This is a genomic window from Nocardiopsis baichengensis YIM 90130, from assembly GCF_000341205.1.
Classification (GTDB): Bacteria; Actinomycetota; Actinomycetes; order Streptosporangiales; family Streptosporangiaceae; genus Nocardiopsis_A; species Nocardiopsis_A halophila.
Genome location: NZ_ANAS01000009.1, coordinates 286,977 through 311,881, shown reverse-complemented (window position 1 = coordinate 311,881; position 24,905 = coordinate 286,977). Strand labels below are relative to the sequence as shown.

The window sequence follows — 24,905 nt, the reverse complement described above, 5'->3', positions numbered from 1 at the left end:
GTGGCCGAAATTCTCCCACCGGCCCCGGGAGGTGCGAAACGCATCGAAGGCCGCGCGGTGCATGCGATCCTGCGATCCCATGAAACAGCTGTAGGGCAGGAGGAGCCTGCTCGCTCGCTGCGAGGTCGCTGCAGATCGATACCTCGCATGCGCGGAAAGGAAGGATTCCTTCCCACGTGTCTCCCTTTCATCTCGTTCCCCAGGGGAAAACGGGAGACAGCGGTTCGGGTCGCCCTGGCGCTCGCCCCTCTCCAGGGTTATCGGATCCACGACGGCCGCCTGCGGAGCCGCTCCGAACCGATCCCGGGTAGACGGCCGCGCCGGGGGGAAGGGCCTCCTTATGGCAGACGACCCCCAAGGCGCAGACCCCGAACGCGCTTCCGCCGACCATGTCGTCGGCGTCGACGGGTGTCCAGGGGGCTGGATCGCCGTCCACCTGCGCGGAGGCGTGTTCTGTGAGGCGCGCTTCCACCCGAGGCTGTCCGAGCCGGTAGAAGAGGCCGAGGGCGCCGTCATCGCGGTCGACGTACCGCTGGGCCTGCCCCCGGAAGGGCGGCTCTGGCGCGAGTGCGACCTCCGGGCCCGGTCGATGCTCGGGCCTCGCAGAGGGAGTGTCTTCCCCGTGCCGTCGCGCCGGGTCCTGGAGTGCATGAGCCGCGAACAGGCCGACCGGCTCCAGAGGGAGCTCGCCGGCAAGGGGGTCGGCGCCCAGGGCTTCGCCCTGTTCCCCAAGATCCGCGAGGCCGGAGAGCTGTGCCGTCGCGGGGCCCGGCTGTACGAGGTCCACCCGGAGGTGTCCTTCACCGCGATGGCCGGCGGGCCGCTCGCCTGGAGCAAGCGCTCGTGGAACGGGCAGGCGCAGCGCGTCCGGCTCCTCGCCGCCGAGGGCATCACCATCCCCGACGACCTGGGGGAGGCGGGGCCGGTCCCGGTGGACGACGTCCTCGACGCCGCCGCGGCGGCGTGGTCCGCAGGGCGGATCGCCGGCGGAACGGCGGGAAGCCTGCCCGACCCCGTCGACCCCGTCGACCCCGTCGACCCCGTCGACCCCGTCGACCCCGTCGACCACGACGAGGGCGGTGAGCCGGTCGCCATACGGTTCTGAGACCCTGGGCGGTTCCGGGGCGGCGAAGCGGCCAAGGGCGACAGCCACCGGAGGAGTCGATGCGAGGAGACGAGGAGGTCGGCATGGACCTCGCCCTCTCCCTTCCGGAGCCGCTGTTATGGGGGAGCGCCGTCGGGGCGGTGGTCGCGGCCGGGCTCATCGCGGCCTCACTGGTCGGCTTCCCGCGTGGTGCGACCCCGAACGTGCTCACTCTGACCGGGTCGGCCGGGGGTGCGGTCGCCGTAGGGATCCCGGCCCAGCTCTTCCTCCCTCCTCGGACGATGCTCTGGGGAGATCTCATGATCGCCGTCCTGGGGGCGGCTCCGATTCTGCTGGCCGCAGGGTGGCTCCGCGCGCTCTGCGGTTCGTGGCGGCGCAACTGCGAGCTCTTGCTGGGGCTCACCGTCGGCACCCTGGTTCTCGTCCCCGCGGCCTGTATCTACTTCGTGACCTGGGGAGGGATGGTCGGCGTCGCGCCTGCCCTCGTGGTCGCGGCCTTCTCTGCGGCGGTGATCGCCGTGAATGTCAAGAGGTGGTTCGCCCGCGCGTGGATCGGCGGCGCGGTCGGATTCGTCTCGGGCCTGCTGTTGGGCCCGATCATCCTCGCGCTCGCCTCCCTCGCCTTCACCGGCCTGCTCGGAGGAGCACACCTGTGGGCCGAAGGCCGCCTGCCCGCGCCCGGCTTCTAGGCCCCCGGCGCTCGACGGTTCGGCGCCGTGATCGCGGTCGAGTCCGGGGGTGGACGTCGGCCCCGGGGGCTCGATACCGACCGGGTGGTATGTCACGATGGCGGGGACGTCGCTTCGGCCGTTCGGAGGGACCGGGCGGTCTGGTCCGCGGCGCTTCGCCCTTGTGACAAGGAGGCCCCGATGGCGGTCGACCCCTCCGGTTCCGACCTCGCACGTCTGGTGGAGGAGGACCCCGGCGGCCCCGTGGTGATGCTCAACCTGCTGCGCTTCGCCCCCGGCGGGAGGGCCTCCTACGAGGAGTACTCGCGGCGGGCGGGGCGCTTCCTGGCCGAGTACGGCGCCGAGCTGATCTATGCCGGTGACGGCGCGACGCCGCTGGTGGCGGAGGAGGGCCAGGACTGGGACGCCGTGCTGCTGGTGCGCTACCCCAGCCGTGAGGCCTTCAGCCGGATGGTCGCCGACCCCGAGTACCAGGAGATCACCGGCCTGCGCTCCAAGGCCCTGGCCGAGGCCGTCCTTCAGCCCACCGTGCCCTGGAACTCCCGCGGCGGCGACGGGGGCTGAGCGCGGTCCGCCTCAGCCGTCCCCTCGGGCACGGGCGTGCCCGAGGGGCGGCGGCGGTCGGTCAGGAGTACACCCGCTCCACGAAGTGGGCGAGCCGGTCCTCGGAGAGGTGCTGGGCGAGGTCGGCCTCGGTGATCATGCCGACCATCCGCCGGTGCTCGTCGATGACCGGGAGGCGGCGGATCTGGTGCGTCTCCATCTCCCGCAGGACGTCGCCGACGCCGGCATCGCCGGATATCCAGCGCGGCGTCCCCTCGCACAGGTCGCCCGCGGTCATCCGCGACGGGTCCCGCCCGTGGGAGATGCACTTGATGACGATGTCGCGGTCGGTGATGATCCCGACCATGCGGTCGTCGGGGTCCAGCGGGTCGCTCACGGGAAGGGCCCCCACCCCGTGCTCCCGCATGAGCTGAGCGGCCCGGTCGAGGGTCTCGGCGGCGGGGATCCAGTGGGCCCCGGTGTGCATGATGTCGGTCGCGGTGGTCATCGTCCGACCTCCTCGAATGCGGGTTCCCCCGTCCACGGGGGCTCACAGGCGCTTCCCCGCCCACGGTAGGAGCGACCGGGCAAAACCCGCGACATCCCCGAGGGGCGGACTCCGCAAAGAACGCGGGGCGGGCCCGGTGGCGAACGGTGACGGGCGGCATGCGGCGGGAGGAGGGGGCACCGAGCGCCGGAACGCCGGGGAACCGGGGGCGTTCGGGGGGCGTCTCGTCTGTGCCGGGGCGGCACAGGACGGCCGCCGCACGACCAGGATGGGGACCACCATGACCGTCGACGACCTGCGGACCCTGCACTTGGGTCGGCTGGTGCCCGCAGAGGGCACGGAAGGCACAGAGGACGGTCCGGTGACGAGGCTCGGCGGGCAGCCCGACTGGCTCGGTGCTCCGGAGTGGCCCGTGTCGGGGGGCTTTCCGCTGCGTTTCATCGCACAGGTGCGGATGCCCGGCCCCGAGCCGAGGATCGCCTACATCTTCATGGACAACGACCGGCTGGAGGCCCACGACCCGGACCCGGGCGACCTCAGTGCCTACGACTGGAACACCGACGCGCCGTCGTCCTACTACGTGACGGACTCCCACGCCCCCAACACGGTGATCGTGCAGCCGGGAGGAACGCCCCGCGTGCCCACCGCACCGGTCGCGGAGGGGCCGACGCTGTACACCACCGTCTCCGGCGAGGGCCGCAAGCCCGTGGAGTTCCGGGTGGAGCTCACGCCCTACGAGCTGGACGCCGTGCCGGATGCCGAGGAGGACGACGAGGACGCGGCCGCCTGGTGGTCAGGGGACGTGGAGTACGAGAAGGACGCGGACGGCGGCGACGGCCGCCCCGATGTCCAGGTCGGAGGACCGGCCTTCTGGCTCCAGATGGACGAGGCGCCCGGTGACGACTGGCACCACCTGGCCACCATCGACTCCGCGACCGACAAGTACTCCATCAACTGCGGCGACAGCGGACTCGCCTATGCCCTGCTGAACCCCGAGCGGACCAACGGCGTCCTCATCGTCCAGTCCTGCTGACCGGCCCCGCCGGGCGCCGCCCGGCTCCGGCGCCCGGCGGACCCCTCAGGCGTACAGACGCTGGACGAAACGGGCGAGCCGCTTCTCGGACAGGTGGTGGGCGAGGTCGACTTCGCTGATCATGCCGACCAGGCGCTTGTCGGCGCCGACGACGGGCAGGCGGCGGATCTTGTTGGTCTCCATCTCGTGCAGCACCTCGTCGACGTCGGCCCCCTCGGAGATCCAGCGCGGCGTGCCCTTGCACAGGTCGCCCGCGGTGGTCCGGGTCGGGTCGTGGCCGGCGGCGATGCACACGACCACGATGTCGCGGTCGGTGATGATCCCGCACATGCGCTCGTCGGGGTCGGTCGGGTCGCTGACGGGGAGTGAGCCGACGGCCTGGTCCCGCATCAGCCGTGCGGCCTCCTGCAGGGTGTCGGTCGCCTGGATCCAGGTCGCTCCGGTGTGCATGATGTCGGCTGCGGTGGTCATGCCCGTACCTCCCGTGTGTCCTGTTACCGGACGGCGAGGCTCGTGGCTCACGCTAGGGCGGACCGTGCGAGGGGGCAACACGTCCCGCGGTCGGACTCTCCTCACGGTGCGCCACCCAAGCCTGGCCGCGGGGACGGGCCGGCGGGCGGGCCTCCGGCCCCGTGGCCCTACGACGGAACGAGCGCCGTCGGCGGCAGCCCCCGGATCGATGCGTCCAGGACCTGGGCCGTGTGGGCGACGGCGATCTCCTCCCCCCGCTCGCGCATCGTGGCGGCGATCTGCAGGGAGCACCCCGGGTTCCCGGCGACCAGGAGGGAGGCCTGAGTGGAGGACACGTCGTCGGCCTTGCGTGTGCCCAGGTCCGCGGCGGGTTCCGGGTTGAGCAGGTTGTACACCCCGGCCGAACCGCAGCAGATCTCCGGGTTGGGCAGGTCGGCCACCTCCAGCTCGGGGATCGCGCGCAGCAGGTCCCTGGGCTGGGCGGTCACCCCTTGGCCGTGGGAGAGGTGGCAGGCGTCGTGGTACGCCGCCGTGACGGGAAGCGGGTGGCGTTCGGCGCGTGGGCCCAGCCGCGCGAGGTATTCGGAGAAGTCCACCACCTTGGCGGACAGCGCCTCGGCGCGGCGGACCAGCTCCTGGGGGTGCCCCGCCTCGCGCAGCACCCTGCCGTAGTGCTTCATCGTTCCCCCGCACCCGGCGGAGTTGACGACGACGGTGTCCACCCCGGCCTGCTCGAAGGTGCGGACCGTCGCCTCGGCGAAGCGCGCGGCCTCCTCGGCCCGTCCGGAGTGGGAGGAGAGGGCGCCGCAGCACCCCTGCCCCTGAGGGACGACGACCTCGCACCCCTCGGCGGCCAGCACGCGTGCCGTGGCGGTGTTCACCTGCGGGAAGAACGCTCCCTGTACGCACCCGGTGAGCATGCCGACGACCGCCCGGCGCCGACCGGCGGCCGGCACGCGCTCAGGAAGCGAAGGCACCCGGGACCGGATGGGCGGAGCCATGCGCTCCATCGCCGCCAGGGACGGGGACAGCCGCTGCAGGAGGCCGGACTTGCGCAGGGGCTCCGCCAGGCCGCTGGCCTGGTAGGCGCGGAGCGGGCCCCGCATCAGCTCGAGGCGGCGTCGGTGGGGGAACAAGGAGAAGATCGCCGACCGGAGGAGGCGCTCGCCCCGGGGGCGTTCGTGTTCGTCTTCGACGCGCGCCCGCGTCGTCTCGATCAGCGCGTCATAGGCCACCCCTGAGGGGCACGCCGTCACGCAGGCCAGGCAGCCCAGGCAGTTGTCGAAGTGCCCTACCGAGGCGTCGCTGAACGCGCCCTCCTCCTCTGCCTGCCCCATCAGGTGGATGCGCCCGCGAGGGGAGTCCATCTCCTCGCCCCACAGCACATAGGTGGGGCACGTCGGAAGACAGAATCCGCAGTGCACACAGTCGGAGAGAAGGTCGGGGAACGGGCGCTCCCCGTTCTCCTTGTTCTCTGTGCTCTCGGTCATGAAGTGTCCTCCCTGCGGGTCGAAGCGCGGAAAGCGAGGGAAGGGGCGGGCGGGGCGGGCCTCAGATCCCTCCGGCGAACCGGCCGGGGGAGAGGACACCGTCCGGGTCGAGGTTGTGTTTGACCGACCGCATCAGGGGCAGCCCGGGCACCTCGCCCCACGGGTCGAGGCCGGCCGCGTGTACCGGGGGAGCCGCGTCGAGGACGGTCAGCGACCCGTGGCCGCCGGTCGCGTTTCCGAGGCGGGCACGGAGCGCGGAGACCGCGCGGACCGCACCGTCGGGGGCGGCGGCCGATGGAAGCGCGCTGTACAGGACGCCGGACCCCGCCGACCCGCGCACCGGGAGCGGGCCGCCGTCCGGAGCGGCGTCGCCCAGGGCGTCCATCACCTCGGCCGCTCGGGCCGGGGGAGTCGTCAGCTTGAGCAGGGTGTCACCGGGCCCTCCGGGAAGCGTGCCCCAGCCGACGGGAAGGTTAGGGGAGGCGACAGCGTCGGGGAAGAGGGCCGACACCTCCTGCGCGCGCGCACGGATGCCGTCCTCCGGTCCTTCGAGGAGGACCTGGACCGAGATCCGCCCCCCGCCCGGACGGTCCACCTCGATCGCGGTCGGTGCGGTGTGCGACTTCAGCACGGAGGACACCAGCTCCCGAGCGCGCGCGGGGTCCGGGGCCTCAGCGGACACCACGATCCGCGCCGGCGGGATAGGCCGCAGCCGGAAGGTCACCGACGTGATCACCCCCAGCGTCCCGAACGCCCCGGTGTGCAACTTGCCCAGGTCGTAGCCGGCCACGTTCTTCACCACGCGCCCGCCGGAGCGTGAGGCCGCCCCGTCGGGGCCCGCCACCGTCATACCGATGATCAGGTCGCGCACCGGCCCGTACAGCATCCGGCCGGGCCCCGACAGGCCGGTGGCCACCACGCCGCCGACGGTCGAGCCCGGCACCACCCGGTCCACCGGCAGCCGCTGACCCGTCTTCGCCAGAACGGCGGCCAGCTCCTCCAGAGGCGTGCCGGCACCGGCCTCCACCACCAGGTCCCCGGCGGCGTGGTCCACGCCGGTCAGCGCCGACAGGTCCAGGACCGCGTCGCACCGGCGCGGCGGGGCGCCCCAGCCGATCTTGGTCCCCGCCCCCCGCGGCACCACCGCCAGCCCGGCCCGCGCGGCCGCGCCCAGCGCCGCGGCGCACCCGTCGGCGTCCGAGGGGCGCACCACCCACCGGGGGACGGCGCCGCCGACGGCGTCACGGTCGGTGCCGGGGCGCACTTCGGCCCCGGCCGCCCCGATCGCCTCGGGCGCCCCGTCCGCGTCCTGCGCCTGCTCGTCCTTGCCGGTCATCGAGCGCCTTTCTGGAACGATCCTGGCTCCCGGCCCGCCACCGGGCCCGCGTCCGCCGCAGCCGCCTCACCCACCGCGCTCCCTGCCGTGCCCCCGGGTGCGGCGGCGCTGGGACCCGGGGCCCAGGCCGACAGGCCGACAGGCCGCCGAACGCCGCCGAACGCCGCCGAGCAGGACGCACCATCTCCCAGCACCATCTCCCCGCAACGGTTCAGAACTGCTCCGCCCGGCCCTGCGCCACCAGCGGGTGCACGTCCCGGCGCACCCCCGGGACCTCGCCGCACAGCCGGGGCGTGGGAAGCAGCTTCTCCGGGTTGGCCACCCCCGCCGGGTCGAACGCCCGCCGGAAGCGGTCCATCGCCTCCAGGTCCTGCGGGGCGAACATGCGCGGCATCGAACAGGCCTTGTCCACGCCCACCCCGTGCTCGCCGGTGATCGACCCGCCGTGCCGGATGCACAGGTCGAGGATGGCGCCGGAGACCTCGGCGGCGCGCTCGCCCGCGCCCGGCTCGGCGTCGTCGAAGAGCACCAGCGGGTGCAGGTTGCCGTCCCCGGCGTGGAAGACGTTGGCCACCCGGATGCCGCTCTCGGCCGACAGCCGGGCGATGTCGCCGAGCACCTCGCCCAGCGCCGTGCGCGGCACCACCCCGTCCTGGACGATGTAGGCGGGGCTGATCCTGCCCACCGCGGCGAACGCCGACTTGCGGCCCTTCCAGATGCGCGCCCGCTCAGCGGCGCCGCTGGCCTCGCGGATCTCGAAGGCGCCGGCGCGTTCGCACAGCCGCCGCACCGCCGCGGCGTCGGCGTCCACGTCGGCGGCGGGCCCGTCCAGCTCCACGATCAGCACCGCGCCCGCGCCCTCGGGGTAGTCGCAGGCCACGGCCGCCTCGGCGGCCTCGATGGACAGCGCGTCCATCATCTCGACCGCGGCGGGCAGCACCCCTTCGGCGATGACCGAGGAGACCGCCTGCCCGCCCGCGTCCATGCCGGCGAACGCGGCCAGCAGGGTGGTGACCTTCTGCGGGGAGCGCACCAGGCGCACGGTGGCCTCGGTGGCGATGCCCAGGGTGCCCTCGGAGCCGATGAACGCGCCGATCAGGTCGTAGCCGGGGGCCTCGGGCGCCTTGCCGCCCAGCCGTACCAGCTCCCCCTGCGGGGTGGCGACCTGCAGGCCGAGCACGTGGTTGACGGTGAAGCCGTACTTCAGGCAGTGGGCGCCGCCGGAGTTCTCGGCGATGTTGCCGCCGACCGAGCAGACCTGCTGGCTGGAGGGGTCGGGGGCGTAGTAGTAGCCGTAGGGGGCGGCGGCGCGGGTGATATCGAGGTTGGCCACGCCGGGCTGGACCACCGCGCACTCGTTGTCGGGGTCGACCTCGACGATGCGGCGCATGCGGGAGGTGGTGACGAGCACCCCGTCGGCACGCGGGAGCGCTCCCGCCGACAGGCCGGTCCCGGCGCCGCGCGGAACGAACGGCACGCCCTCGGCCGCGCAGAGCCCGACCACCTCGGCCACCTGCTCGGCCGTCGTGGGCAGGGCGACCACGCCGGGGACCTCGGCGTGGTAGGTGAGGCCGTCGCTCTCGTAGGTGCGGCGGCGGGAGGGGTCGGTCAGGACGCCGTCGTCGCCGCAGATCCTCCGCAGCCGGGGGACCAGCGCGCTCAACCGGTCATCGGGCGACCGCTCCCGAGTGGGCCGCTCCTGCATGGGCTCCGCCCTCCCGCCCGTCGTCCGCGACACAGGGTGGCGCGGAGCGCGCGGGCCGGACCCCGGCGGGGCGGCCCGCGCACTCCGCGATCTGGGCCTCAGACGTTACGGCATCCGCTCGTAAGCGGGAAGAGTCAGGAAGTCGGCGTAGTCGTCGGCCAGGGACACCTCGCGGAACAGCTCGACCGCGCGGCCGAACAGCTCGGCGTCGTAGGCCTCGCCGTGCTCGGCCTTGATGGCCGCCAGCTCCTCCTCGATGATGCGGTCGACGAGCTCGGCGGTGACCTTGGGGCCGTCGTCGAGGGTGACGTCGTTGTGCAGCCACTGCCAGATCTGCGAGCGGGAGATCTCGGCGGTCGCGGCGTCCTCCATCAGGTTGTGGATGGCCACCGCGCCGTTGCCGCCGATCCAGGCGGCCAGGTACTGCAGCGCGACGTTGACGTTGGAGCGCAGCCCCGCCTCGGTGATGCCGCCCTCGGTGGCGTCGACCGCCAGCAGGTCCCCGGCCTTGACCGACACGTCCTCGCGCAGCTTGTCGATCTGGTTGGGCCGCTCGCCCAGGACGCCGTCGAAGATCTCCATGGCGACCGGGACCAGGTCGGGGTGGGCGACCCAGGAGCCGTCGAAGCCGTCGCCCGACTCGCGGGTCTTGTCGTCGCGCACCTTGGCCAGGGCGCGGTCGTTGACCTCCGCGTCGCGGCGGCTGGGGATGAACGCGGCCATCCCCCCGATGGCGAAGGCGCCGCGGCGGTGGCAGGTGGCCACCAGCAGCTCGGTGTAGGCGCGCATGAAGGGGGCGGTCATGGTGACCGCGTTGCGCTCGGGCAGCAGGAAGCTGCGGCCGCGGGTGCGGTGCGTCTTGATGATGCTGAACAGGTAGTCCCAGCGCCCGGCGTTCAGGCCGGCCGAGTGCTCGCGCAGCTCGTAGAGGATCTCCTCCATCTCGAACGCGGCCGGGATGGTCTCGATGAGCACGGTGGCGCGGATGGTGCCGCGCGGGATGCCCAGGCGCTCCTGGGCGGCCAGGAAGATGTCGTTCCAGAGCCGGGCCTCCAGGTGGCTCTCCATCTTCGGCAGGTAGAAGTAGGGGCCCTTGCCCTTGTCGAGCTGGCGCTGGGCGCAGTGGAAGAAGTAGAGCGCGAAGTCGACGATGCCGCCGGAGGTGCGCTGCCCGTCGACGAGGACGTGCTTCTCGTCCAGGTGCCAGCCGCGCGGGCGGACCACGATGGTGGCCAGCTCCGAGTCCTCCTTCAGGGCGTAGGTCTTGCCCTGGGGGGAGGTGAAGTCCACGGTGCGGTCCAGCGCGTCGCGCAGGTTGAGCTGGCCGCCGATCATGTTCTCCCACAGCGGGGTGTTGGCGTCCTCGAAGTCGGCCAGCCACACCTTCGCCCCGGAGTTGAGGGCGTTGATGGTCATCTTGCGGTCGGTCGGACCGGTGATCTCCACGCGGCGGTCGGTGATGCCCGGCGCGGGCGGGGCGACCTTCCAGCTCGTGTCCTCGCGGACGGCCCGGGTCTCGGGCAGGAAGTCCAGGTTCTCGCCGGCGTTGATGCGGGCCTGGCGCTCCTTGCGCGCCGCCAGCAGCTCCTGCCGGCGCGGCTCGAAGCGCCGGTGCAGGTCGGCGACGAGCGCGAGAGCGTCATCGGTGAGGATCTCGTCGTACCGGTCGTGGAGGGGGCCGGTGATCTCGACCCCGTTCGTGGCGCCCATGCGAAACCTTCCACAAAGTGAAACTATGTTCTGGGATGTGGAATATGACGCTACTCTCCGGTCGGGCCGCTGGTCAACGTTGTGAGCCTCTCACACGCCCGAAAACCTTCCTCTGAGAGTAAACTTCGCAATGTTTTCGAGGGAAGGGGTGTGGGTGCTTCGGATACCGGCAGAAAAGGTGTGTTCTGCCTGTGGCTGGAGTGAGACCCGGCGCCCCGGTCGTGCCCGTCGGCGTGAAAATCCGGTGCCAACGACCCGGTGCCGTGCGACCATCCCAGGGAACAACCGGCGCCACCGCGACGTTGCTCCTGCTGGAGGGATATTGAGTACTGCTGACGAACACGGCTCCGACACCACGGACGGCCGCTTCGGCCCCGGGGGTGCGGAGGACCGTGAGGCGGGAACCGCGGACGCCGTCGGCGCCGAGGACCTGCTCGCGCCCGAGGGCGGGCGCCCGGCCACCGACCCCGAGCCCGGCCAGCTCGACCTGGAGGAGCGCAACGCGCTGCGCCGCGTCGCCGGGCTCTCGACCGAGCTCGAGGACGTCACCGAGGTCGAGTACCGGTCGCTGCGGCTGGAGCACGTCGTGCTGATCGGCGTGTGGACCAGCGGCACCCAGGCCGACGCCGACAACTCGCTGACCGAGCTCAAACAGCTCGCCGAGACCGCCGGTGCCATGGTCCTGGAGGGCCTGACCCAGCGCCGCTCCAAGCCCGACCCGGCCACCTACATCGGGCGCGGCAAGGCCGAGGAGCTCGCCGGGGTGGTCGCCGCCACCGGCGCCGACACCGTCATCTGCGACGGGGAGCTCACCCCCGGCCAGCTGCGCCAGCTGGAGGAGGCGGTCCGGGTCAAGGTCATCGACCGCACCGCGCTGATCCTGGACATCTTCGCCCAGCACGCGCGCAGCAGCGAGGGCAAGGCCCAGGTCGAGCTGGCCCAGCTCAACTACCTGCTGCCGCGGCTGCGCGGCTGGGGCCAGTCGCTGTCCCGGCAGGCCGGCGGCCGCGCCGGCGGCAACGGAGGCGTGGGCCTGCGCGGTCCCGGTGAGACCAAGATCGAGACCGACCGGCGGCGGATCAACACCAAGATGGCCAAGCTGCGCCGCCAGCTGGCGCAGATGTCCACCGCGCGCGAGATCAAGCGCGACCGGCGGCGCGCCCGGCAGGTCCCCTCGGTCTCCATCGCCGGCTACACCAACGCCGGAAAGTCCAGCCTGCTCAACCGGCTGACCGGGGCCGGGGTACTGGTCGAGGACGCGCTCTTCGCCACCCTGGACCCGACGGTCCGGCGGGCGCGCACCCCCGACGGGCGCGGGTTCACCCTCAGCGACACCGTCGGGTTCGTCCGGCACCTGCCGCACCAGCTGGTCGAGGCGTTCCGCTCCACCCTGGAGGACGTGGCCGACGCCGACCTGATCGTGCACGTCGTCGACGCCTCGCACCCCGACCCCGAGCAGCAGCTGGCGTCGGTCCGCGAGGTCTTCGCCGACATCGGCGCCCAGGACGTGCCCGAGATCGTGGTGCTGAACAAGACCGACGCCGCCGACCCGGTGGCGCTCAAGCGGCTGCGCACCCGCGAGCCGGACGCGGTGGAGGTCTCCGCCCGCACCGGCGACGGCGTGCCCCGGCTGGTCGAGGCGGTCGCGGCCGCCCTGCCCGAGCTGCAGAACGAGGTCCGCGTCCTGGTGCCCTACGACCGGGGGGACCTGGTCTCCCGGGTGCACGAGGAGGGGCGGATCATCGCCGAGGAGCACACCGGCGAGGGCACCGCCCTGCACGCCTGGGTGCCCGCGCTGCTCGCCGGCAAGCTGCGCGATTTCGAGGTGGCCCTGAGCTGACCTGCGGCGCTCCCCGGCCGGGCCGGCCGGGGACGACGAGAACGGTGAACGGCGGAACCCCGCGCGGGGCTCCGCCGTTCGCTCTATCGTGGAGGTGCCTCCCGGGCCCGAGCGCCCGTGCGCCGCGGCGGATTCGCGGTGCGGAGGTGTACACGCCGTCCGCGCATCAACTACCGTTCTGGGACACTGGCGGCGGGTGCCGGACGCCCGGTGCGCACCGCCTCCCCGGCCAAGACCACCTGAGATCGAGGTCCGTCCATGTCCTCCCCTTCACCGTGCAGCGCCGCCCCTGACACGGCGGCGCGGCCGTGAGCATCTCGGGCGGGAGCCGCTGAGACGATGACCGTGCGACTGCTCACCAACATCGGGCGCCTGTGGACCGGCACCGACCTGCTCAGCAACGCCGCCATGCTGCTGCACGGCGACCGCGTGGCCTGGGTCGGGCCCGCCGCCGAGCTCCCGCAGAGCCTGCCCGGGGTGATCGACGACATCGTCGACGTCGACGAGGTCGACAACCTCGGCGGGGGCCTGGTCACCCCGGGCCTGATCGACGCCCACTGCCACCCGGTCTACGCCGGGAACCGCTACGCCGAGGTGGCCATGCGCGCCGGCGGCGCCACCAAGTCCGAGATCGCCGGGGTCGGCGGCGGGGTGGCCTCCACCGTCACCGTGACCCGCGGGACCGACCCCTGGACGCTGTGCAACGCGGTGCGCGAGCGGCTGCGGTACTGGGTGCTCTCGGGCTGCACCACCGTCGAGGCCAAGACCGGCTACCACCTCACCCGGGACGGCGAGCTGGCCGACGTGCGGCTGCTGCGCACCCTGGAGGAGGAGCCGGGCATGCCCCGGCTGCACGTCACCTTCTTCGCCGCGCACGCGGTGCCGCCGGAGTACTTCGGCCGCCCGCAGGACTACGTGGAGGCGGTGGCCTCCTGGCTCGGCGACGCGGCCCAGGCCGGCGCCGAGGGCATGGACGTGTACTGCGACAACCACCAGTTCACCGCCGAGGACGCGCACCGCCTGCTGTCGGCCGGGCGCGCCTCGGGGCTGCGCACCCACCTGCACGCCTGCGCCAAGCCGCGGCACGGCGCCGTGCGGATGGCGGCGGACCTGCAGTGCACCTCGGTGGACCTGCTGCACGAGATCGACGAGGACGACGTGCTGGCGCTGGCCAAGACCGCCACGCCGGTGGTGGTGTGCCCGACGACGTCGCTGATGGAGCGCACCCGCCCGCCGGTGCGGGCGCTGCTGGACCACGGGGTCCCGGTGGCGCTGGGCACCGACCACAACCCCGGCCAGGCCGGGGCGATGTCGCTGCCGCTGGCGGTGTCGATCGCGGTGGCCATGTTCGGCATGAGCGTGCTGGAGGCCCTGCGCGCGGCCACCGCGGGCGGCGCCCACGCCCTGGGCTGCGGCGACCGCGGCGTGCTGGCCCCGGGCAAGTTCGCCGACATCGTCCAGTGGGACGCCGACCACGAAGGCGCCTTCGCCTGGTCCTACGGCCTGAAGTCGCTGCGCGTGTGGCGGGGCGGCGAGACGATCCGCTGAGCCCTCGGCCCCCTGCGTCCATCGATAGTGGCGGAATCACCACTCTCGGCGGCCTGGAGTGGCGATTCCGCCACGATCGATGACCGTCCCCGATCCCTGTCGGGCGGATCGCAGAGCGTCGGCCGCGCACGGAGCCGACGGCGATCCTCAGTACCGGCCCCGGCCGTTCCCGTTCAGCCCCGGCCGGCGCTGCGGGCGGTGGCGATCTCGATGACCGCGCGCTCCAGGGCATAGGCGGGGTCGCGGCCCGCGCCCTTGATGAGGGCGTCGGTCTCGGCCACCACGCGCATGGCCCGCGCGACGCCCTGGGGCGACCAGCCGCGGGCCTGCTGGCGCAGGGTCTTGAGCTTCCACGGGGGGACCTTGGCCCGCTTGGCGATCTCGGCCTCGGACACCCCGCGCGGCGGCTGGGCGGCCACGGCGATGCCCCGCACGGCGCCCGCCAGGGCGCTGTTGATCAGGACCGGCGCGGTGCCCACCGCCAGCGACCAGCGCAGCTGCTCCAGCGCCTCGGGCAGGCGGCCCTCGACCGCGCGGTCGGCGACGGTGAAGCCCGAGGCCTCGGCCTTGCCGGTGTGGTAGCGGGCGACGGCGGCCGCGTCCACCCGCCCCTCGGTGTCGGCGATCAGCTGGGTGCAGGCGGCCGCGATCTCCCGCAGGTCGTTGCCGACGGCGTCGAGGAGCGACTGGGCGGCGTCCGCCGTGATCTGGCGGCCGCCCCGGGAGAACTCCTCCTTGATGAACTTCAGGCGCTCGGCGGGTTTGGTCGGCTTGGCGCAGTCCACGCGCGCGGCGCCGGCCTTCTTCGCGGCGTCGAGCAGCGCCTTGCCCTTGGCCCCGCCCGCGTGCACCAGGACCAGCACCACGTCGTCGGCCGGGTCCTCGAGGTAGGAGGTGACCTCCGCGGCCAGGTCCTTGGTCAGGTCCTGGGACGAGCGCAGCACCACCACCCGGCGCTCGCCGAACAGCGAGGGCGAGGCGGCCTCGGCCAGCTTGCCCACGGTGACCTGCGCGGGCACCAGGTCGTGCACGTCCACCTCGGGGTCGCCGTCCCGGGCTGCGGCGACCAGCTCGGCGACGGCGCGGTCGACGAGCAGCTCCTCGTCGCCGACGACGAGGGTGACCGGGGAGACGGACGCGGAAGCCATACGAGCAGGATGCCACGCACCGGCGACCGTTCGGGCCGGAGTCGGCGACGGCGCTCGGTGGCCGGGATTCTCACGGTCCGGGGGCGGCGACGGCACGGCGCGAACGGAGCCCGGACCCGGTCCCCCGGGTGGCTCAGGGGTATCGAGAATGGGGGGATCACCACCCGACGGGCGATTGGGCGGGCGCTCCTCCGTCTCGTCGATGAGGCGGCGGTGATGCGCGGGCGGCGTTGAGGCACCTGCGGATGTTCCCGGTGGTGCGCCCCCGGACCCGGCGCCGCTCGACGTCGCCGCAGGTTACCGCGACCATGTGCAGGGCGCGGTTCAAACGCCCGTCCCCGCCCCTGTCGAGACGATGGCGCACCGTGTCGCCCGAGGTGGCCGGTTCCTCCTCTGACCGCCCGGTTCCAGACGGGCCGCCCCAAGACTCACAGTGCTCCACCGCTCTCGTCCGCCCGCGTCGCGCCGGTGGGCCCGAACGGGGCTCATGGCCGGTCCGGTCCGCGGGTGAAGGCTTCGGGCCCCTCAGGGCCCGGGACGACGGCGATATCGCCCTGCAGGTCGGTCCGGTAGTGCGCGCCGGTGAGGCCCTCTACCACCCGCAGGGTCTCCGGTGACGGGTGGCCGTAGGAGTTGTCCGCGCCCACCGATGTCAGGACCAGACGGGCGCCCGTGGCCTCAAGGAACGCCTTCTCCTGTGTCTTGGCCCCGTGGTGGGGTGTCTTGAGCACGTCGACTGCGAGCGCGTCCGGCCGGCCGAGCAGCGCGCGCTGCGTCGGCTCCTCGATGTCCCCGGTGAGCAGGACCGTCATGGGGAGGGCGTCCCCGCCGCGCGGCGGACTCCAGCGCGCGTGCAGGACGACGCTGTGATCGTTGTCGCCCGCGGAAGCGGAGGCGCCGGTGCTCTCCCGGGAACCGCCCGGTGCTCCTTCCGGCCAGAGCACGGTCAGGGTCCACGGGCCGGCGGCCCACACCTGTCCCGATTCGGCGGCGTGCAGCGGGATCTCTTCGGCGCGCAGGTGTTCGCCGGGCGAGGAGGCCCCGAACCCGCCGGGCGCCAGTACGGCGTGGGCGCCGCGGCCCTTCAGCGCGCCGACCGTGTCGCCCGCGTGGTCGGCGTGGGCGTGGGTGAGCACCAGCAGCGACAGGTGCTCCACGCCCAGGTCCCCGAGGCAGCGGTCGACGCCGGCGCCTTCATCACCGGTGTCCACGAGCACGGCCTGCCCGTCCCCGGTGGCCAGGGCCAGCGCGTCCCCCTGCCCGACGTCGCAGGCCGCCAGGGCCCACCCCTGCGGCGGCCAGCCCTTCAGCACGCACATGGTGGCGGCCGAGCAGACCCCGACCGCGGTGAGGGAGGCCAGGAGGCCGCGCCGGGCGCGGCCCCGCAGCACGAGCACGGCGGCGACCACCACGGCCAGGACCAGCGCGCCGACGGCGTCGCCGCGCCAGGGCAGGGCGGTGAAGGGCAGGGAGGCCACAGCGCGGGCGATCGCGGCGACGGCCAGCACCGCCAGCCCGGGCACCCAGGCCAGGAGCGCGGCGACCGGAGGCCAGAGCAGAGCCGCGACCGCGGTCGCGAACCCGCCTGCCATGGCGACGGGGACGAGAGGGGTGGCCGCGATGTTCGCGGGCACCGCCGCCCAGCCCACCTCGGGGCGCAGCAGCACCAGCACCGGCAGGCAGGCCACGTGGGCGGCCAGGGCCACTGCGGCCGCCTCGGCGACCCACCGGGGAGGCCGGAGCGCACGGGGCCGCAGGCCGTGCAGCGTGCGGCTCCAGCGCGGGGCGAGCACCATGATGCCGCCGGTGGCCAGGACCGACAGGGCGAAGCCGTAGGCGCGGGCCAGGGCGGGGTCGAACAGCACCAGCGCCAGGACGGCGGCCGCCAGCGCGGCCAGCCCGGTGCGGGGGCGGCCTGCGGCGAGGGCGGAGAGGGCGATCAGCGCCATCAGCGCGGCGCGCAGCACGCTGGGGCGCGGCCCGGCGACCAGGAGCATGGCGGCGATGAGCGCGGCCGCGGCGAGCGCGGCGGCCCACGGAGGCAGGCGCGCCCACCGTGCCAGGGCCAGGGCGGATCCGGTGAGCACGGCCAGGTGGGTGCCGGAGACGACCATCAGGTGGGTCGTCCCGGAGGCGCGGAAGTCCTCCACGACCGAGGAGGGCACGCGCGCGGCGTCCCCGGCCACGAACGCCGGCAGCAGGGTGTCGGCGGGGGAGGGCAGCCCGGAGGAGGCGGCGCGCAGGCGCTCGCGGGCGTGCTCGGCCCAGGCCTGGGCGGCGGGCGCCGGCCGGACGCCGTGCGGCGGCCCCCGGACCAGGACCAGGGCGCGGACGGGGCCGCCGCCGTCGGCGGGGACCACCGCGCCCGAGGTCCGCACGCGCTGCCCGGGGAGCAGGGCGCCCCAGCCGGGGCCGGAGGCGACGAGGACGACGGGGACGCGGGTGGCGTGGCGGGGCCGGTCGGGGCGCAGCACGGCCACGGTCATGGCCCGGACGACGTGCCGCTCCGCGTCGGGGCGCGCCTCGTCGCCGGCCGCGGCGCCGGCCTTGGGGCGCGGGGGCTCGGACACCTCGACCTCCAGCTCGGCGGTGGCCTCGCGCGCGGCGAGCGCGGTGACGGGGGAGGCCTCGACGGAGGCGAGCCGACCGGCGCAGGCCACGGCGGACGCGGCGCAGCAGGCGAGCAGTGCGGCCAGGGCGGCCAGGGCGGGCGTCCCCGGGGCGGGCGTCCCCGGGGCGGGGCGCCGGAGCCGGAGCAGGGCCGCTCCGGCGGCGGCCGTGAGCAGGACGGAGGCTCCCGTGGCGACGGCGGCGCCCCCGCCGATGAGGAGGGCGGCCGTGACCCAGGCTCCCACGGCCGGCGCGACGAGTCGGAGGTCGACGGCGCGCACCTCCCCGTCGGAGCCGGGCGCATCGGGAGCATCGGTCCCGAAGAGCAGCGACGTCCGCATGAGGCCTCCTGAGAACGGGCGGGCCAAGGGGAACAGAGCCCCCGGAGGAGACTGGCGAGCGAAACCACCGGGGTCGTAGAAGGTCGATGAGGGAGCGCTGAAGCGGCTTCGGGCACGGCGAAGGGCGCTCATGGCCGGTGTGCGGCCATGCGCCCGGATGCCCTGCGGCTCAGGGCGGTGGCCCGGACGCTGTGCGCGGGCCGGAGCGCTACACCGCTCGCGCCGCGCACCCGACGTGGCGATGCGGACCACCTGGTGGTCGATGCCCCGCTCACGTGGTCATCGCAGGGCCGCCGTGCCCCCACAGGTGGAAGGGATGGACGGGGACTCCGCCTGGGTGGGCCGTCGACTGTGGGGAGCGCGACGAGGGCCGTGCCCGGGCGCTGTGGCTGGCGCGCCCCACGGGTACCCCGTCCGTCCAACGGCCACGGCACTCCGACGGGCGGGGCCCGGTCACGGTGGCGGGACCCCGACCTGGACCAGGTCCTTGAGTTCCGCATAGCGCTTCTCGCCGATGCCCGACACGCCCTGGAGCTGTTCCACCGACGTGAATCCTCCGTTTTGGGTGCGGAAGGCGATGATGCGCTCGGCCAGCACCGGGCCCACGCCGGGGAGTTCCTGGAGCTGCTCCTGAGTCGCCGTGTTCAGGTCGATCGGGGCCTCCGCCGGTGCCTCCGCCCCTGCCTTCGGGGCCGGGGGAGCGGTGCCCGGCGGGGACTGTTCGTACTCCTCACCGACGAGGATCTGCTCGCCGTCGGCCAGCGGGCGCGCCAGGTTCAGGGTCCCGGTCCCGGCCCCGTCGGCCACCCCGCCCGCCGCCTCGATCGCGTCGGCCACGCGCGATCCGGCGGGCAGCGTCACCACCCCCGGCTCCTGCACGTCCCCGCCGACGTGCACGGTGACCTCCCCCTGCGGCGCGGCCGCACCGGGGGTTCCCGCCGCGGGGCCCTCGTCCGGCGGCCGACCGCTCGCGGCGGGGGCATCGGCCCCGGAGGGGGAAGGCGCGGCCGCGGCGTCCGCCTGGAGGCGGGGTGCGGGATCGCCGGTGGGTGCACCGCCCAGGGCGAACCAGGCGGTCACCGCCACCGCCGCGACGCAGACGAGCAGCAGTCCGCCGAGACCCGCCCTGCTCAGCCGGGCCCGGCCGTCCGGGGCGCTGAGCTGGAGGCGTTCGGCGAGCAGCTCGGTCAGTGACGGCCGCAGGGGCGGCGGCGCGACTTCGGCGTAGCCGCGGGGGAGCGACCCCTCCTCGGACACAGGTCCGGGGGCAGGCCCGGGGGCAGGGGCCCGCCGGCGGCGGGGCGACGGCCGAGGGCCGGGAGCGGGGGCGGCGGCACCGGGCCGGTCGACGGGGACCGCGTAGGGCGGCGCGGGCACGTCGATCCCGGAGACGGCGTCCTCGTCGGGGGGATCGCGGGGAGGGGCCGGCCGGGCCGTGGGCTCGGTGGCGGCGGTGGCTGCGGTGGCGGGATCGTCGGAAAGGGGAGCCGCCGGCCCGGCCGCAGGGGGAGCGGGCGGGGCGGTCCGGGCGCTCGTGACCGCGCGGAGGCGGTCACTCGCCTTGTCGCGGGAATCGGAGTGGCGGCCTCGGCCGCGGAGCGGAGACATGGGGCCAGAGTGGGCCGCCCGCGCGCCGATCGGGGCGCGGATCTCCCCGCTGTGGACAACCGTGGACGCGCGACCGCCTCCCGGGAGTGCGCCACCGCTTCCCTCGGGGGCCGCAGGGTTCGAGATGATCCTCATGTCGTCGCCGGATGAGGCCACTGATTCGGAGGCCATATCCGGGAGAGCGAACGAGGTGACGAGGATGCCCGTCCGTGCGCGGTCTATACGGACGTGCTGGACGGCCCATGGTCGAGCACGGCCTCGGCTCGGATCGACTCGGCGCCGAGCCCGACGCGGTCGCGCCAGCGCCGCCGGTTGGTCTGCCCGCCCGTTCGGATCCGCCGGGGTCAGGCGTCGCGGAAGGGGACCCCGAGGTCGCCGGTGGCCAGGGTGCGCAGCCAGGCCGCCATGCTCGCGTCGCGGGCCCGCCGCACCTGCGGGCCCAGTTCGGGGAACACCCGCCCCCAGGCCAGCGCGCGGGACACCGGGCCCAGCCGCAGCGCCGCCTGGGCCTCGTCGCGCAGCTCGGGCATCGATCCCGTGTCGCTCCACGGCTCCAGGTAGGCGTCGCGCAGGCGCTCCAGTTCGGCGGGGGACGCGCCGTACTCGGCGGCCGCGAAGCGCAGCGGCACCAGCAGGCTCGTGAACGGGTGCGCCACCGAGGCGTCCCCCCAGTCCACGAAGCGGTACCCGCCCTCCAGCAGGAACACGTTGCCCATGTTCAGGTCCGAGTGGTCCAGCGACGGCGGCACGGCCGAGGACGCCAGCCGGGCCCGGATGCGCTCGAACTCCGGGCGGAACGCCTCCACGTCCGTGCGCGCCGGCCCCAGCTGCGCGGACACGCCCCGGTCCGCCAGCAGCTCGTCCAGCAGCGTTCCCAGCCTCGCCGGCCGCAGGTCGGGCACGCCCAGCGCGAGCATGTCCCGCACCCGCCCCACCAGAGCCCGCTGCAGTTGGGCGTAGGCCCGCAGGACCGACCCCCACATGCTCAGGTCCCGCGACCGCCCCAGCAGGTCCACCAGCGGCGGCCCGCCGTCGGGCAGCAGGGCCCACCCGCGTTTGGCGTCCACCGCGATCGGGGTCAGCACCCGTCCCGGCGCCCAGGCGTGCAGCGCGCCGGCCAGGGCCGCCTCGAAGTCGGCGCCCGGCGCCCCCGCCTTGAACCACACGGTGCCCAGCGTGGTGGCGAAGCGGGCCGTGGTGGACCAGGGCCGCACCCGTACCCGCGGCGGCACCGGCAGCACCCGTCCGCCGCGCTCGGCGAGCCTGCCCTCCACCCAAGCGGTGACCTCGCCCCGCGGCCCCGGGTCCTCCCACAGGGCCAGGCGGAGTGAGGCGTAGTCGACACCGTCCACGACGACCACGCTAGATCAGGAACCGCCCCGCGTCCCGGGTCCGGTGGGGCACGTCACGGGGCGGTCCGATTCGCGCCCGGCGACGGGGCGGCCGACCGGTTCGGGGAGTCCGTGCCGCGGGCCTCGCACGGGGGAGCGGCCGGGCGCCGCCCCCGATGGCCTGTGCCGCAGGGCAGGCCCGGCGCCCGGTGGCCGACGGAGCCGCGCGGGAACGAGAAAAGCGGGCCGTCCCCGAGGGGACGGCCCGCTTTTCACGCTTCCGGCCGGCGACCGGGCGCCCTGCCTACTTCTGGAGCTGCTCCAGGCGCTTGGCGATGGCGCTCTTGCGGTTCGCGGCCTGGTTCTTGTGGATGACGCCCTTGCTGGAGGCCTTGTCCAGCTGGCGGGCGGCGGCGCGCTGCAGGACGACGGCCTGCTCCACGTTTCCGGCGTCGGCGGCGTCACGGAACCGGCGGACGGCCGTCTTCAGGGACGACTTGACCGAGCGGTTGCGCAGACGAGCCTTCTCGTTCTGCCGGATGCGCTTCTTCTGCGACTTGATGTTCGCCATGCGAAAACGTGCTCCAGTGAAATTTCGGGTGGTGGGTCCTGACGCTCGACCCCGACCGCGGGCAGCCGTTCCGCGGAGGGCCGGGCCCGGACCGGCACCGGGTGTATGAGACCGAAGGGCTCAAACGAACGTGGAACGTCCGAGACACGGACTTCCATTATGCAACGTCCGGGGGAGTGCTTCCGACCGTCCGCCCGGGGGTCAGCCGGACGGCGACGCCCAGCCGGCCACATAGGCGTCCCAGTCCTCGTCCGAGGCGGTGTCGAGCAGGTACAGGGCCACCCCGGCGTCCGTATCGCGCATGCCCGCCCTGGTCATTCCGATCCGCACGGCCTCAACGGCCGTGGAGGCGTCCTCGCTCCCGGCCTCAGGGCCCCAACGCTCGTCCCCATAGGTCGGCACGCCGAACCGTACCGCCGTGTCCTCGGTGCGTTCGGTGTCCAGGGCCTCCGCAGTCTCCTCGACCTGGCGCACCATGTACCCGCCGTACATCGACCCGACCGGCATCCCCGACCCGTGCCCCGGAACGACGACGACGTCCGCGCGCTCCGCGACGCGCCTGAGGTACCCCTTCGACCAGTACCGTTCGCCCCGGTCGATCGCGAAGTAGGGGACGCGCAGCCCCGGCACCAGCTCCACCGGGAGCGCCTGCACGGACAGCACCGCGTCGTCCCCGATCTCCTCCCCGACCTGTTCGAGCAGTCCCGGATACGACGGGTCGTTCACCGACACCGGCGCCACGTCCAGGTGCACCCCGGCGAACCCGGCGTCGGCCATGGCGCCCGCCGCCGACGACAGCTCGGTCCGTGCCTGCTCGTCGAAGCGGTCCTCGACCAGGGACGAGCCTTCGGCCCGGTGCCGCAGCCACGCCAGGACCCGCACCTCGGGCAGCTCCTGTCCGGCCCATTCGAGGAAGCCGGCGGCGCCGTCCGATCCGCCGGCGCCCGTCACCGCGCCGTCCGCGTCGATCTCGCCCGCCAGAACGTACAGCTCGCCGATCTCACCCTGCTCGACGCGCGCCTTGAGCGCGCCACGCTCCTCGGCCCCGGCCTCCCCGGTCAGCCACCGGTCCGACAGCCAGGCGGCGTCCCCGCCGTTCCCGGCGGCCCAATCGGCCTTGTCCCCGGAGAACCTCATGCCCAGAAGCGCCCCGGCCGCCACCACCACGACCAGCAGCGCCGCCACACCCGCGGCGACGCGCTTCAGCAGCCACTTCACCGATGTCCCCCGTTCTCCCGCCGTCGCATAGCCTGAGACCTGTACGCCCTACGCCCTGGGATCCGCACCGCCCGCAGGGCCGCCGAGGTCCCGGCCGCCGGTGGACATGGGATCATGGAGGGCGATACCCGCGCAGCACGGCCGCTCACGCGCCCGCGCGCGCTGTCCCTCTACCGACGACCAAGGTGAACGGAGCACGGTGGCACAGCCGAAACGGACCGATCCCGCGCTGATCCGGAACTTCTGCATCATCGCGCACATCGACCATGGCAAGTCGACGCTGGCCGACCGCATGCTCCAGTTGTCCGGCATCGTCGAGGATCGCCAGATGCGCGCCCAGTACCTGGACCGCATGGACATCGAGCGCGAGCGCGGCATCACGATCAAGTCGCAGGCCGTCCGCCTCCCCTTCACGGCGCTCGACGACCGGACCTACGTGCTGAACCTGATCGACACCCCCGGGCACGTCGACTTCAGCTATGAGGTCTCCCGCTCCCTGGCGGCCTGCGAGGGCACCATCCTGCTGGTCGACGCCGCCCAGGGCATCGAGGCCCAGACCCTGGCCAACCTCTACATGGCCCTGGAGAACGACCTCGCGATCATCCCGGTCCTGAACAAGATCGACCTGCCGGCCGCCCAGCCGGAGAAGTACGCCGAGGAGCTCGCCGGGATCATCGGCTGTGAGCCCTCCGACGTGCTCAAGGTCAGCGCCAAGACCGGCGAGGGGGTCGAGGAGCTCCTCAACGAGCTGGTCCGCCAGGTCCCGCCGCCGGAGGGCGACGCCGACGCCCCCGCGCGCGCGATGATCTTCGACTCGGTCTACGACACCTACCGCGGCGTGGTGACCTACGTGCGGGTCGTGGACGGGGCGCTGAGCTCCCGCGAGCGCATCACGATGATGTCGACCGGCGCCACTCACGAGATGCAGGAGGTCGGCGTCATCTCGCCCGAGCCCACCAAGGTCGCGGGCCTGGGCGTGGGCGAGGTCGGCTACATCATCACCGGTGTGAAGGACGTCCGCCAGTCCAAGGTCGGTGACACCATCACCTCCGCGGCCAAGGGCGCCACCGAGATGCTGCCCGGCTACCAGGAGGCCAAGCCGATGGTCTTCTCCGGGCTGTACCCCATCGAGGGCACCGACTACCCGGTCCTCCGCGATGCCCTGGAGAAGCTCCAGCTCAACGACGCGTCCCTGGTGTTCGAGCCGGAGACCTCCGCAGCGCTCGGCTTCGGCTTCCGCTGCGGCTTCCTCGGGCTGCTCCACCTGGAGATCACCCGCGCGCGCTTGGAGCGCGAGTTCGACCTGGCGCTCATCTCCACCGCGCCCAACGTCATCTACCGGGTGGTCATGGAGGACGGCACCGAGCACACGGTGACCAACCCCAGTGAGTTCCCCGAGGGCAAGATCGACCAGGTCTTCGAGCCGGTCGTGAAGGCCACGCTGCTCTCGCCCTCCGACTACGTGGGGGCGATCATGGAGCTGTGCCAGGGGCGGCGCGGCTCCCTCCTCGGTATGGACTACCTGTCCGAGGACCGGGTGGAGATGCGCTACATGCTGCCCCTGGCCGAGATCGTCTTCGACTTCTTCGACCAGCTCAAGTCCCGCACCAAGGGGTACGCCTCGCTGGACTACGACACCTCCGGGGAGCAGTCCGCGGACCTGGTCAAGGTCGACATCCTGCTGCAGGGGGAGACCGTCGACGCCTTCTCGGCGATCGTGCACCGGGAGCACGCCTACGCCTACGGCACGGAGATGACCAAGAAGCTGCGCGAGCTGATCCCCCGGCAGCAGTACGAGATCCCGGTCCAGGCCGCCATCGGCTCCCGGGTGATCGCCCGTGAGAACATCCGCGCGATCCGCAAGGACGTGCTCTCGAAGTGCTACGGCGGCGACATCAGCCGTAAGCGCAAGCTGCTGGAGAAGCAGAAGGAGGGCAAGAAGCGCATGAAGATGGTGGGCCGCGTCGAGGTCCCCCAGGAGGCCTTCATCTCCGCGCTGTCCACCGGTTCGGATCCCAAGGAGGATGCGAAGAAGAAGTAGCCCCCGGCAGGAGGGGCCGCCTGGGTGCCGCCGCATCGCCCGGCGCGGTCCTTCCCCGC

General features: G+C 73.7%; 19 protein-coding genes. 7 read left to right on the top strand and 12 right to left on the bottom strand.

What is annotated here, in order from left to right; all coding sequences use genetic code 11:
* Nucleotides 1–340 precede the first annotated feature (340 nt).
* The 3 genes from C892_RS0110015 to C892_RS0110005 all read left to right on the top strand — a co-directional run bounded on the left by C892_RS0110015 (nucleotide 341) and on the right by C892_RS0110005 (nucleotide 2,358).
* Nucleotides 341–1,105, top strand: a complete 765-nt coding sequence (locus C892_RS0110015; protein WP_083934346.1) for a DUF429 domain-containing protein — start codon at nucleotides 341–343, stop codon at nucleotides 1,103–1,105.
* Nucleotides 1,106–1,164: 59 nt separating this feature from the next.
* Nucleotides 1,165–1,794, top strand: a complete 630-nt coding sequence (locus C892_RS0110010) for a hypothetical protein (RefSeq protein ID WP_017557063.1) — start codon at nucleotides 1,165–1,167, stop codon at nucleotides 1,792–1,794.
* Between the two features lie 180 nt (nucleotides 1,795–1,974).
* Nucleotides 1,975–2,358, top strand: a complete 384-nt coding sequence (locus C892_RS0110005) for a DUF1330 domain-containing protein (protein ID WP_017536719.1) — start codon at nucleotides 1,975–1,977, stop codon at nucleotides 2,356–2,358.
* A 61-nt stretch (nucleotides 2,359–2,419) separates the two neighbouring features.
* Here C892_RS0110005 and C892_RS0110000 read toward each other — a convergent pair whose 3' ends face one another.
* Nucleotides 2,420–2,845 (bottom strand): CBS domain-containing protein, encoded by a 426-nt coding sequence (locus C892_RS0110000; protein WP_017536718.1) that lies wholly within the window; start codon nucleotides 2,843–2,845, stop codon nucleotides 2,420–2,422.
* Nucleotides 2,846–3,125: 280 nt separating this feature from the next.
* Here C892_RS0110000 and C892_RS0109995 point away from each other — a divergent pair, with 280 nt between their 5' ends.
* On the top strand, nucleotides 3,126–3,878 hold the full coding sequence (locus C892_RS0109995) for a DUF1963 domain-containing protein (RefSeq protein WP_026124272.1): 753 nt from the start codon (nucleotides 3,126–3,128) through the stop codon (nucleotides 3,876–3,878).
* A gap of 45 nt (nucleotides 3,879–3,923) precedes the next feature.
* Here C892_RS0109995 and C892_RS0109990 read toward each other — a convergent pair whose 3' ends face one another.
* The 5 genes from C892_RS0109990 to aceB form a co-directional block, all read right to left on the bottom strand.
* Entirely contained in the window at nucleotides 3,924–4,349 is a 426-nt protein-coding gene (locus C892_RS0109990; RefSeq protein WP_017536716.1) for a CBS domain-containing protein, read from the bottom strand.
* 167 nt (nucleotides 4,350–4,516) lie between these two features.
* On the bottom strand, nucleotides 4,517–5,839 hold the full coding sequence (locus tag C892_RS0109985) for a (Fe-S)-binding protein (RefSeq protein ID WP_017557061.1): 1,323 nt from the start codon (nucleotides 5,837–5,839) through the stop codon (nucleotides 4,517–4,519).
* A 61-nt stretch (nucleotides 5,840–5,900) separates the two neighbouring features.
* Entirely contained in the window at nucleotides 5,901–7,175 is a 1,275-nt protein-coding gene (locus C892_RS0109980; RefSeq protein WP_017557060.1) for an FAD-binding oxidoreductase, read from the bottom strand.
* Nucleotides 7,176–7,386: 211 nt separating this feature from the next.
* A complete protein-coding gene (locus C892_RS0109975) occupies nucleotides 7,387–8,880 on the bottom strand; it encodes an FAD-linked oxidase C-terminal domain-containing protein (protein ID WP_193374766.1) in 1,494 nt (497 codons plus the stop codon).
* A 105-nt stretch (nucleotides 8,881–8,985) separates the two neighbouring features.
* The gene (aceB, locus tag C892_RS0109970) at nucleotides 8,986–10,590 is read right to left on the bottom strand and encodes a malate synthase A (protein ID WP_017536712.1); all 1,605 of its coding nucleotides are present in this window, start codon (nucleotides 10,588–10,590) and stop codon (nucleotides 8,986–8,988) included.
* 322 nt (nucleotides 10,591–10,912) lie between these two features.
* Here aceB and hflX point away from each other — a divergent pair, with 322 nt between their 5' ends.
* Together hflX and C892_RS0109960 are read left to right on the top strand one after the other, a co-directional pair.
* Nucleotides 10,913–12,430: a GTPase HflX gene (gene hflX, locus C892_RS0109965; protein WP_026124271.1), complete on the top strand. Its 1,518-nt coding sequence runs from the start codon at nucleotides 10,913–10,915 to the stop codon at nucleotides 12,428–12,430.
* 339 nt (nucleotides 12,431–12,769) lie between these two features.
* Entirely contained in the window at nucleotides 12,770–13,978 is a 1,209-nt protein-coding gene (locus C892_RS0109960; RefSeq protein WP_017536711.1) for an amidohydrolase family protein, read from the top strand.
* Nucleotides 13,979–14,151: 173 nt separating this feature from the next.
* Here C892_RS0109960 and holA read toward each other — a convergent pair whose 3' ends face one another.
* The 6 genes from holA to C892_RS0109930 all read right to left on the bottom strand — a co-directional run bounded on the left by holA (nucleotide 14,152) and on the right by C892_RS0109930 (nucleotide 22,805).
* Nucleotides 14,152–15,126: a DNA polymerase III subunit delta gene (gene holA, locus C892_RS0109955; RefSeq protein WP_017557058.1), complete on the bottom strand. Its 975-nt coding sequence runs from the start codon at nucleotides 15,124–15,126 to the stop codon at nucleotides 14,152–14,154.
* Nucleotides 15,127–15,611: 485 nt separating this feature from the next.
* Entirely contained in the window at nucleotides 15,612–18,077 is a 2,466-nt protein-coding gene (locus tag C892_RS0109950) for a ComEC/Rec2 family competence protein (RefSeq protein WP_017557057.1), read from the bottom strand.
* 453 nt (nucleotides 18,078–18,530) lie between these two features.
* Nucleotides 18,531–19,334 (bottom strand): ComEA family DNA-binding protein, encoded by an 804-nt coding sequence (locus C892_RS0109945; protein WP_017557056.1) that lies wholly within the window; start codon nucleotides 19,332–19,334, stop codon nucleotides 18,531–18,533.
* A gap of 695 nt (nucleotides 19,335–20,029) precedes the next feature.
* Nucleotides 20,030–21,037, bottom strand: coding sequence for a phosphotransferase (locus C892_RS0109940; protein ID WP_239647327.1), 1,008 nt, complete (start codon nucleotides 21,035–21,037; stop codon nucleotides 20,030–20,032).
* A gap of 283 nt (nucleotides 21,038–21,320) precedes the next feature.
* Nucleotides 21,321–21,587: a 30S ribosomal protein S20 gene (rpsT, locus tag C892_RS0109935; protein ID WP_017536706.1), complete on the bottom strand. Its 267-nt coding sequence runs from the start codon at nucleotides 21,585–21,587 to the stop codon at nucleotides 21,321–21,323.
* A 201-nt stretch (nucleotides 21,588–21,788) separates the two neighbouring features.
* Nucleotides 21,789–22,805: a hypothetical protein gene (locus C892_RS0109930; protein WP_017557055.1), complete on the bottom strand. Its 1,017-nt coding sequence runs from the start codon at nucleotides 22,803–22,805 to the stop codon at nucleotides 21,789–21,791.
* 199 nt (nucleotides 22,806–23,004) lie between these two features.
* On the opposite strand from C892_RS0109930, the gene lepA reads away from it, so the two are divergent.
* The gene (lepA, locus tag C892_RS0109925; protein WP_017557054.1) at nucleotides 23,005–24,846 is read left to right on the top strand and encodes a translation elongation factor 4; all 1,842 of its coding nucleotides are present in this window, start codon (nucleotides 23,005–23,007) and stop codon (nucleotides 24,844–24,846) included.
* Nucleotides 24,847–24,905 lie beyond the last annotated feature (59 nt).

Bases quoted from the DNA above. Each gene is read 5' to 3' on its own strand.
- C892_RS0110015 (WP_083934346.1), top strand. From the start codon at position 341: ATGGCAGACGACCCCCAAGGCGCAGACCCCGAACGCGCTTCCGCCGAC.
- C892_RS0110010 (WP_017557063.1), top strand. From the start codon at position 1,165: ATGCGAGGAGACGAGGAGGTCGGCATGGACCTCGCCCTCTCCCTTCCG.
- C892_RS0110005 (WP_017536719.1), top strand. From the start codon at position 1,975: ATGGCGGTCGACCCCTCCGGTTCCGACCTCGCACGTCTGGTGGAGGAG.
- C892_RS0110000 (WP_017536718.1), bottom strand. From the start codon at position 2,845: ATGACCACCGCGACCGACATCATGCACACCGGGGCCCACTGGATCCCC.
- C892_RS0109995 (WP_026124272.1), top strand. From the start codon at position 3,126: ATGACCGTCGACGACCTGCGGACCCTGCACTTGGGTCGGCTGGTGCCC.
- C892_RS0109990 (WP_017536716.1), bottom strand. From the start codon at position 4,349: ATGACCACCGCAGCCGACATCATGCACACCGGAGCGACCTGGATCCAG.
- C892_RS0109985 (WP_017557061.1), bottom strand. From the start codon at position 5,839: ATGACCGAGAGCACAGAGAACAAGGAGAACGGGGAGCGCCCGTTCCCC.
- C892_RS0109980 (WP_017557060.1), bottom strand. From the start codon at position 7,175: ATGACCGGCAAGGACGAGCAGGCGCAGGACGCGGACGGGGCGCCCGAG.
- C892_RS0109975 (WP_193374766.1), bottom strand. From the start codon at position 8,880: ATGCAGGAGCGGCCCACTCGGGAGCGGTCGCCCGATGACCGGTTGAGC.
- aceB (WP_017536712.1), bottom strand. From the start codon at position 10,590: ATGGGCGCCACGAACGGGGTCGAGATCACCGGCCCCCTCCACGACCGG.
- C892_RS0109960 (WP_017536711.1), top strand. From the start codon at position 12,770: ATGACCGTGCGACTGCTCACCAACATCGGGCGCCTGTGGACCGGCACC.
- holA (WP_017557058.1), bottom strand. From the start codon at position 15,126: ATGGCTTCCGCGTCCGTCTCCCCGGTCACCCTCGTCGTCGGCGACGAG.
- C892_RS0109950 (WP_017557057.1), bottom strand. From the start codon at position 18,077: ATGCGGACGTCGCTGCTCTTCGGGACCGATGCTCCCGATGCGCCCGGC.
- rpsT (WP_017536706.1), bottom strand. From the start codon at position 21,587: ATGGCGAACATCAAGTCGCAGAAGAAGCGCATCCGGCAGAACGAGAAG.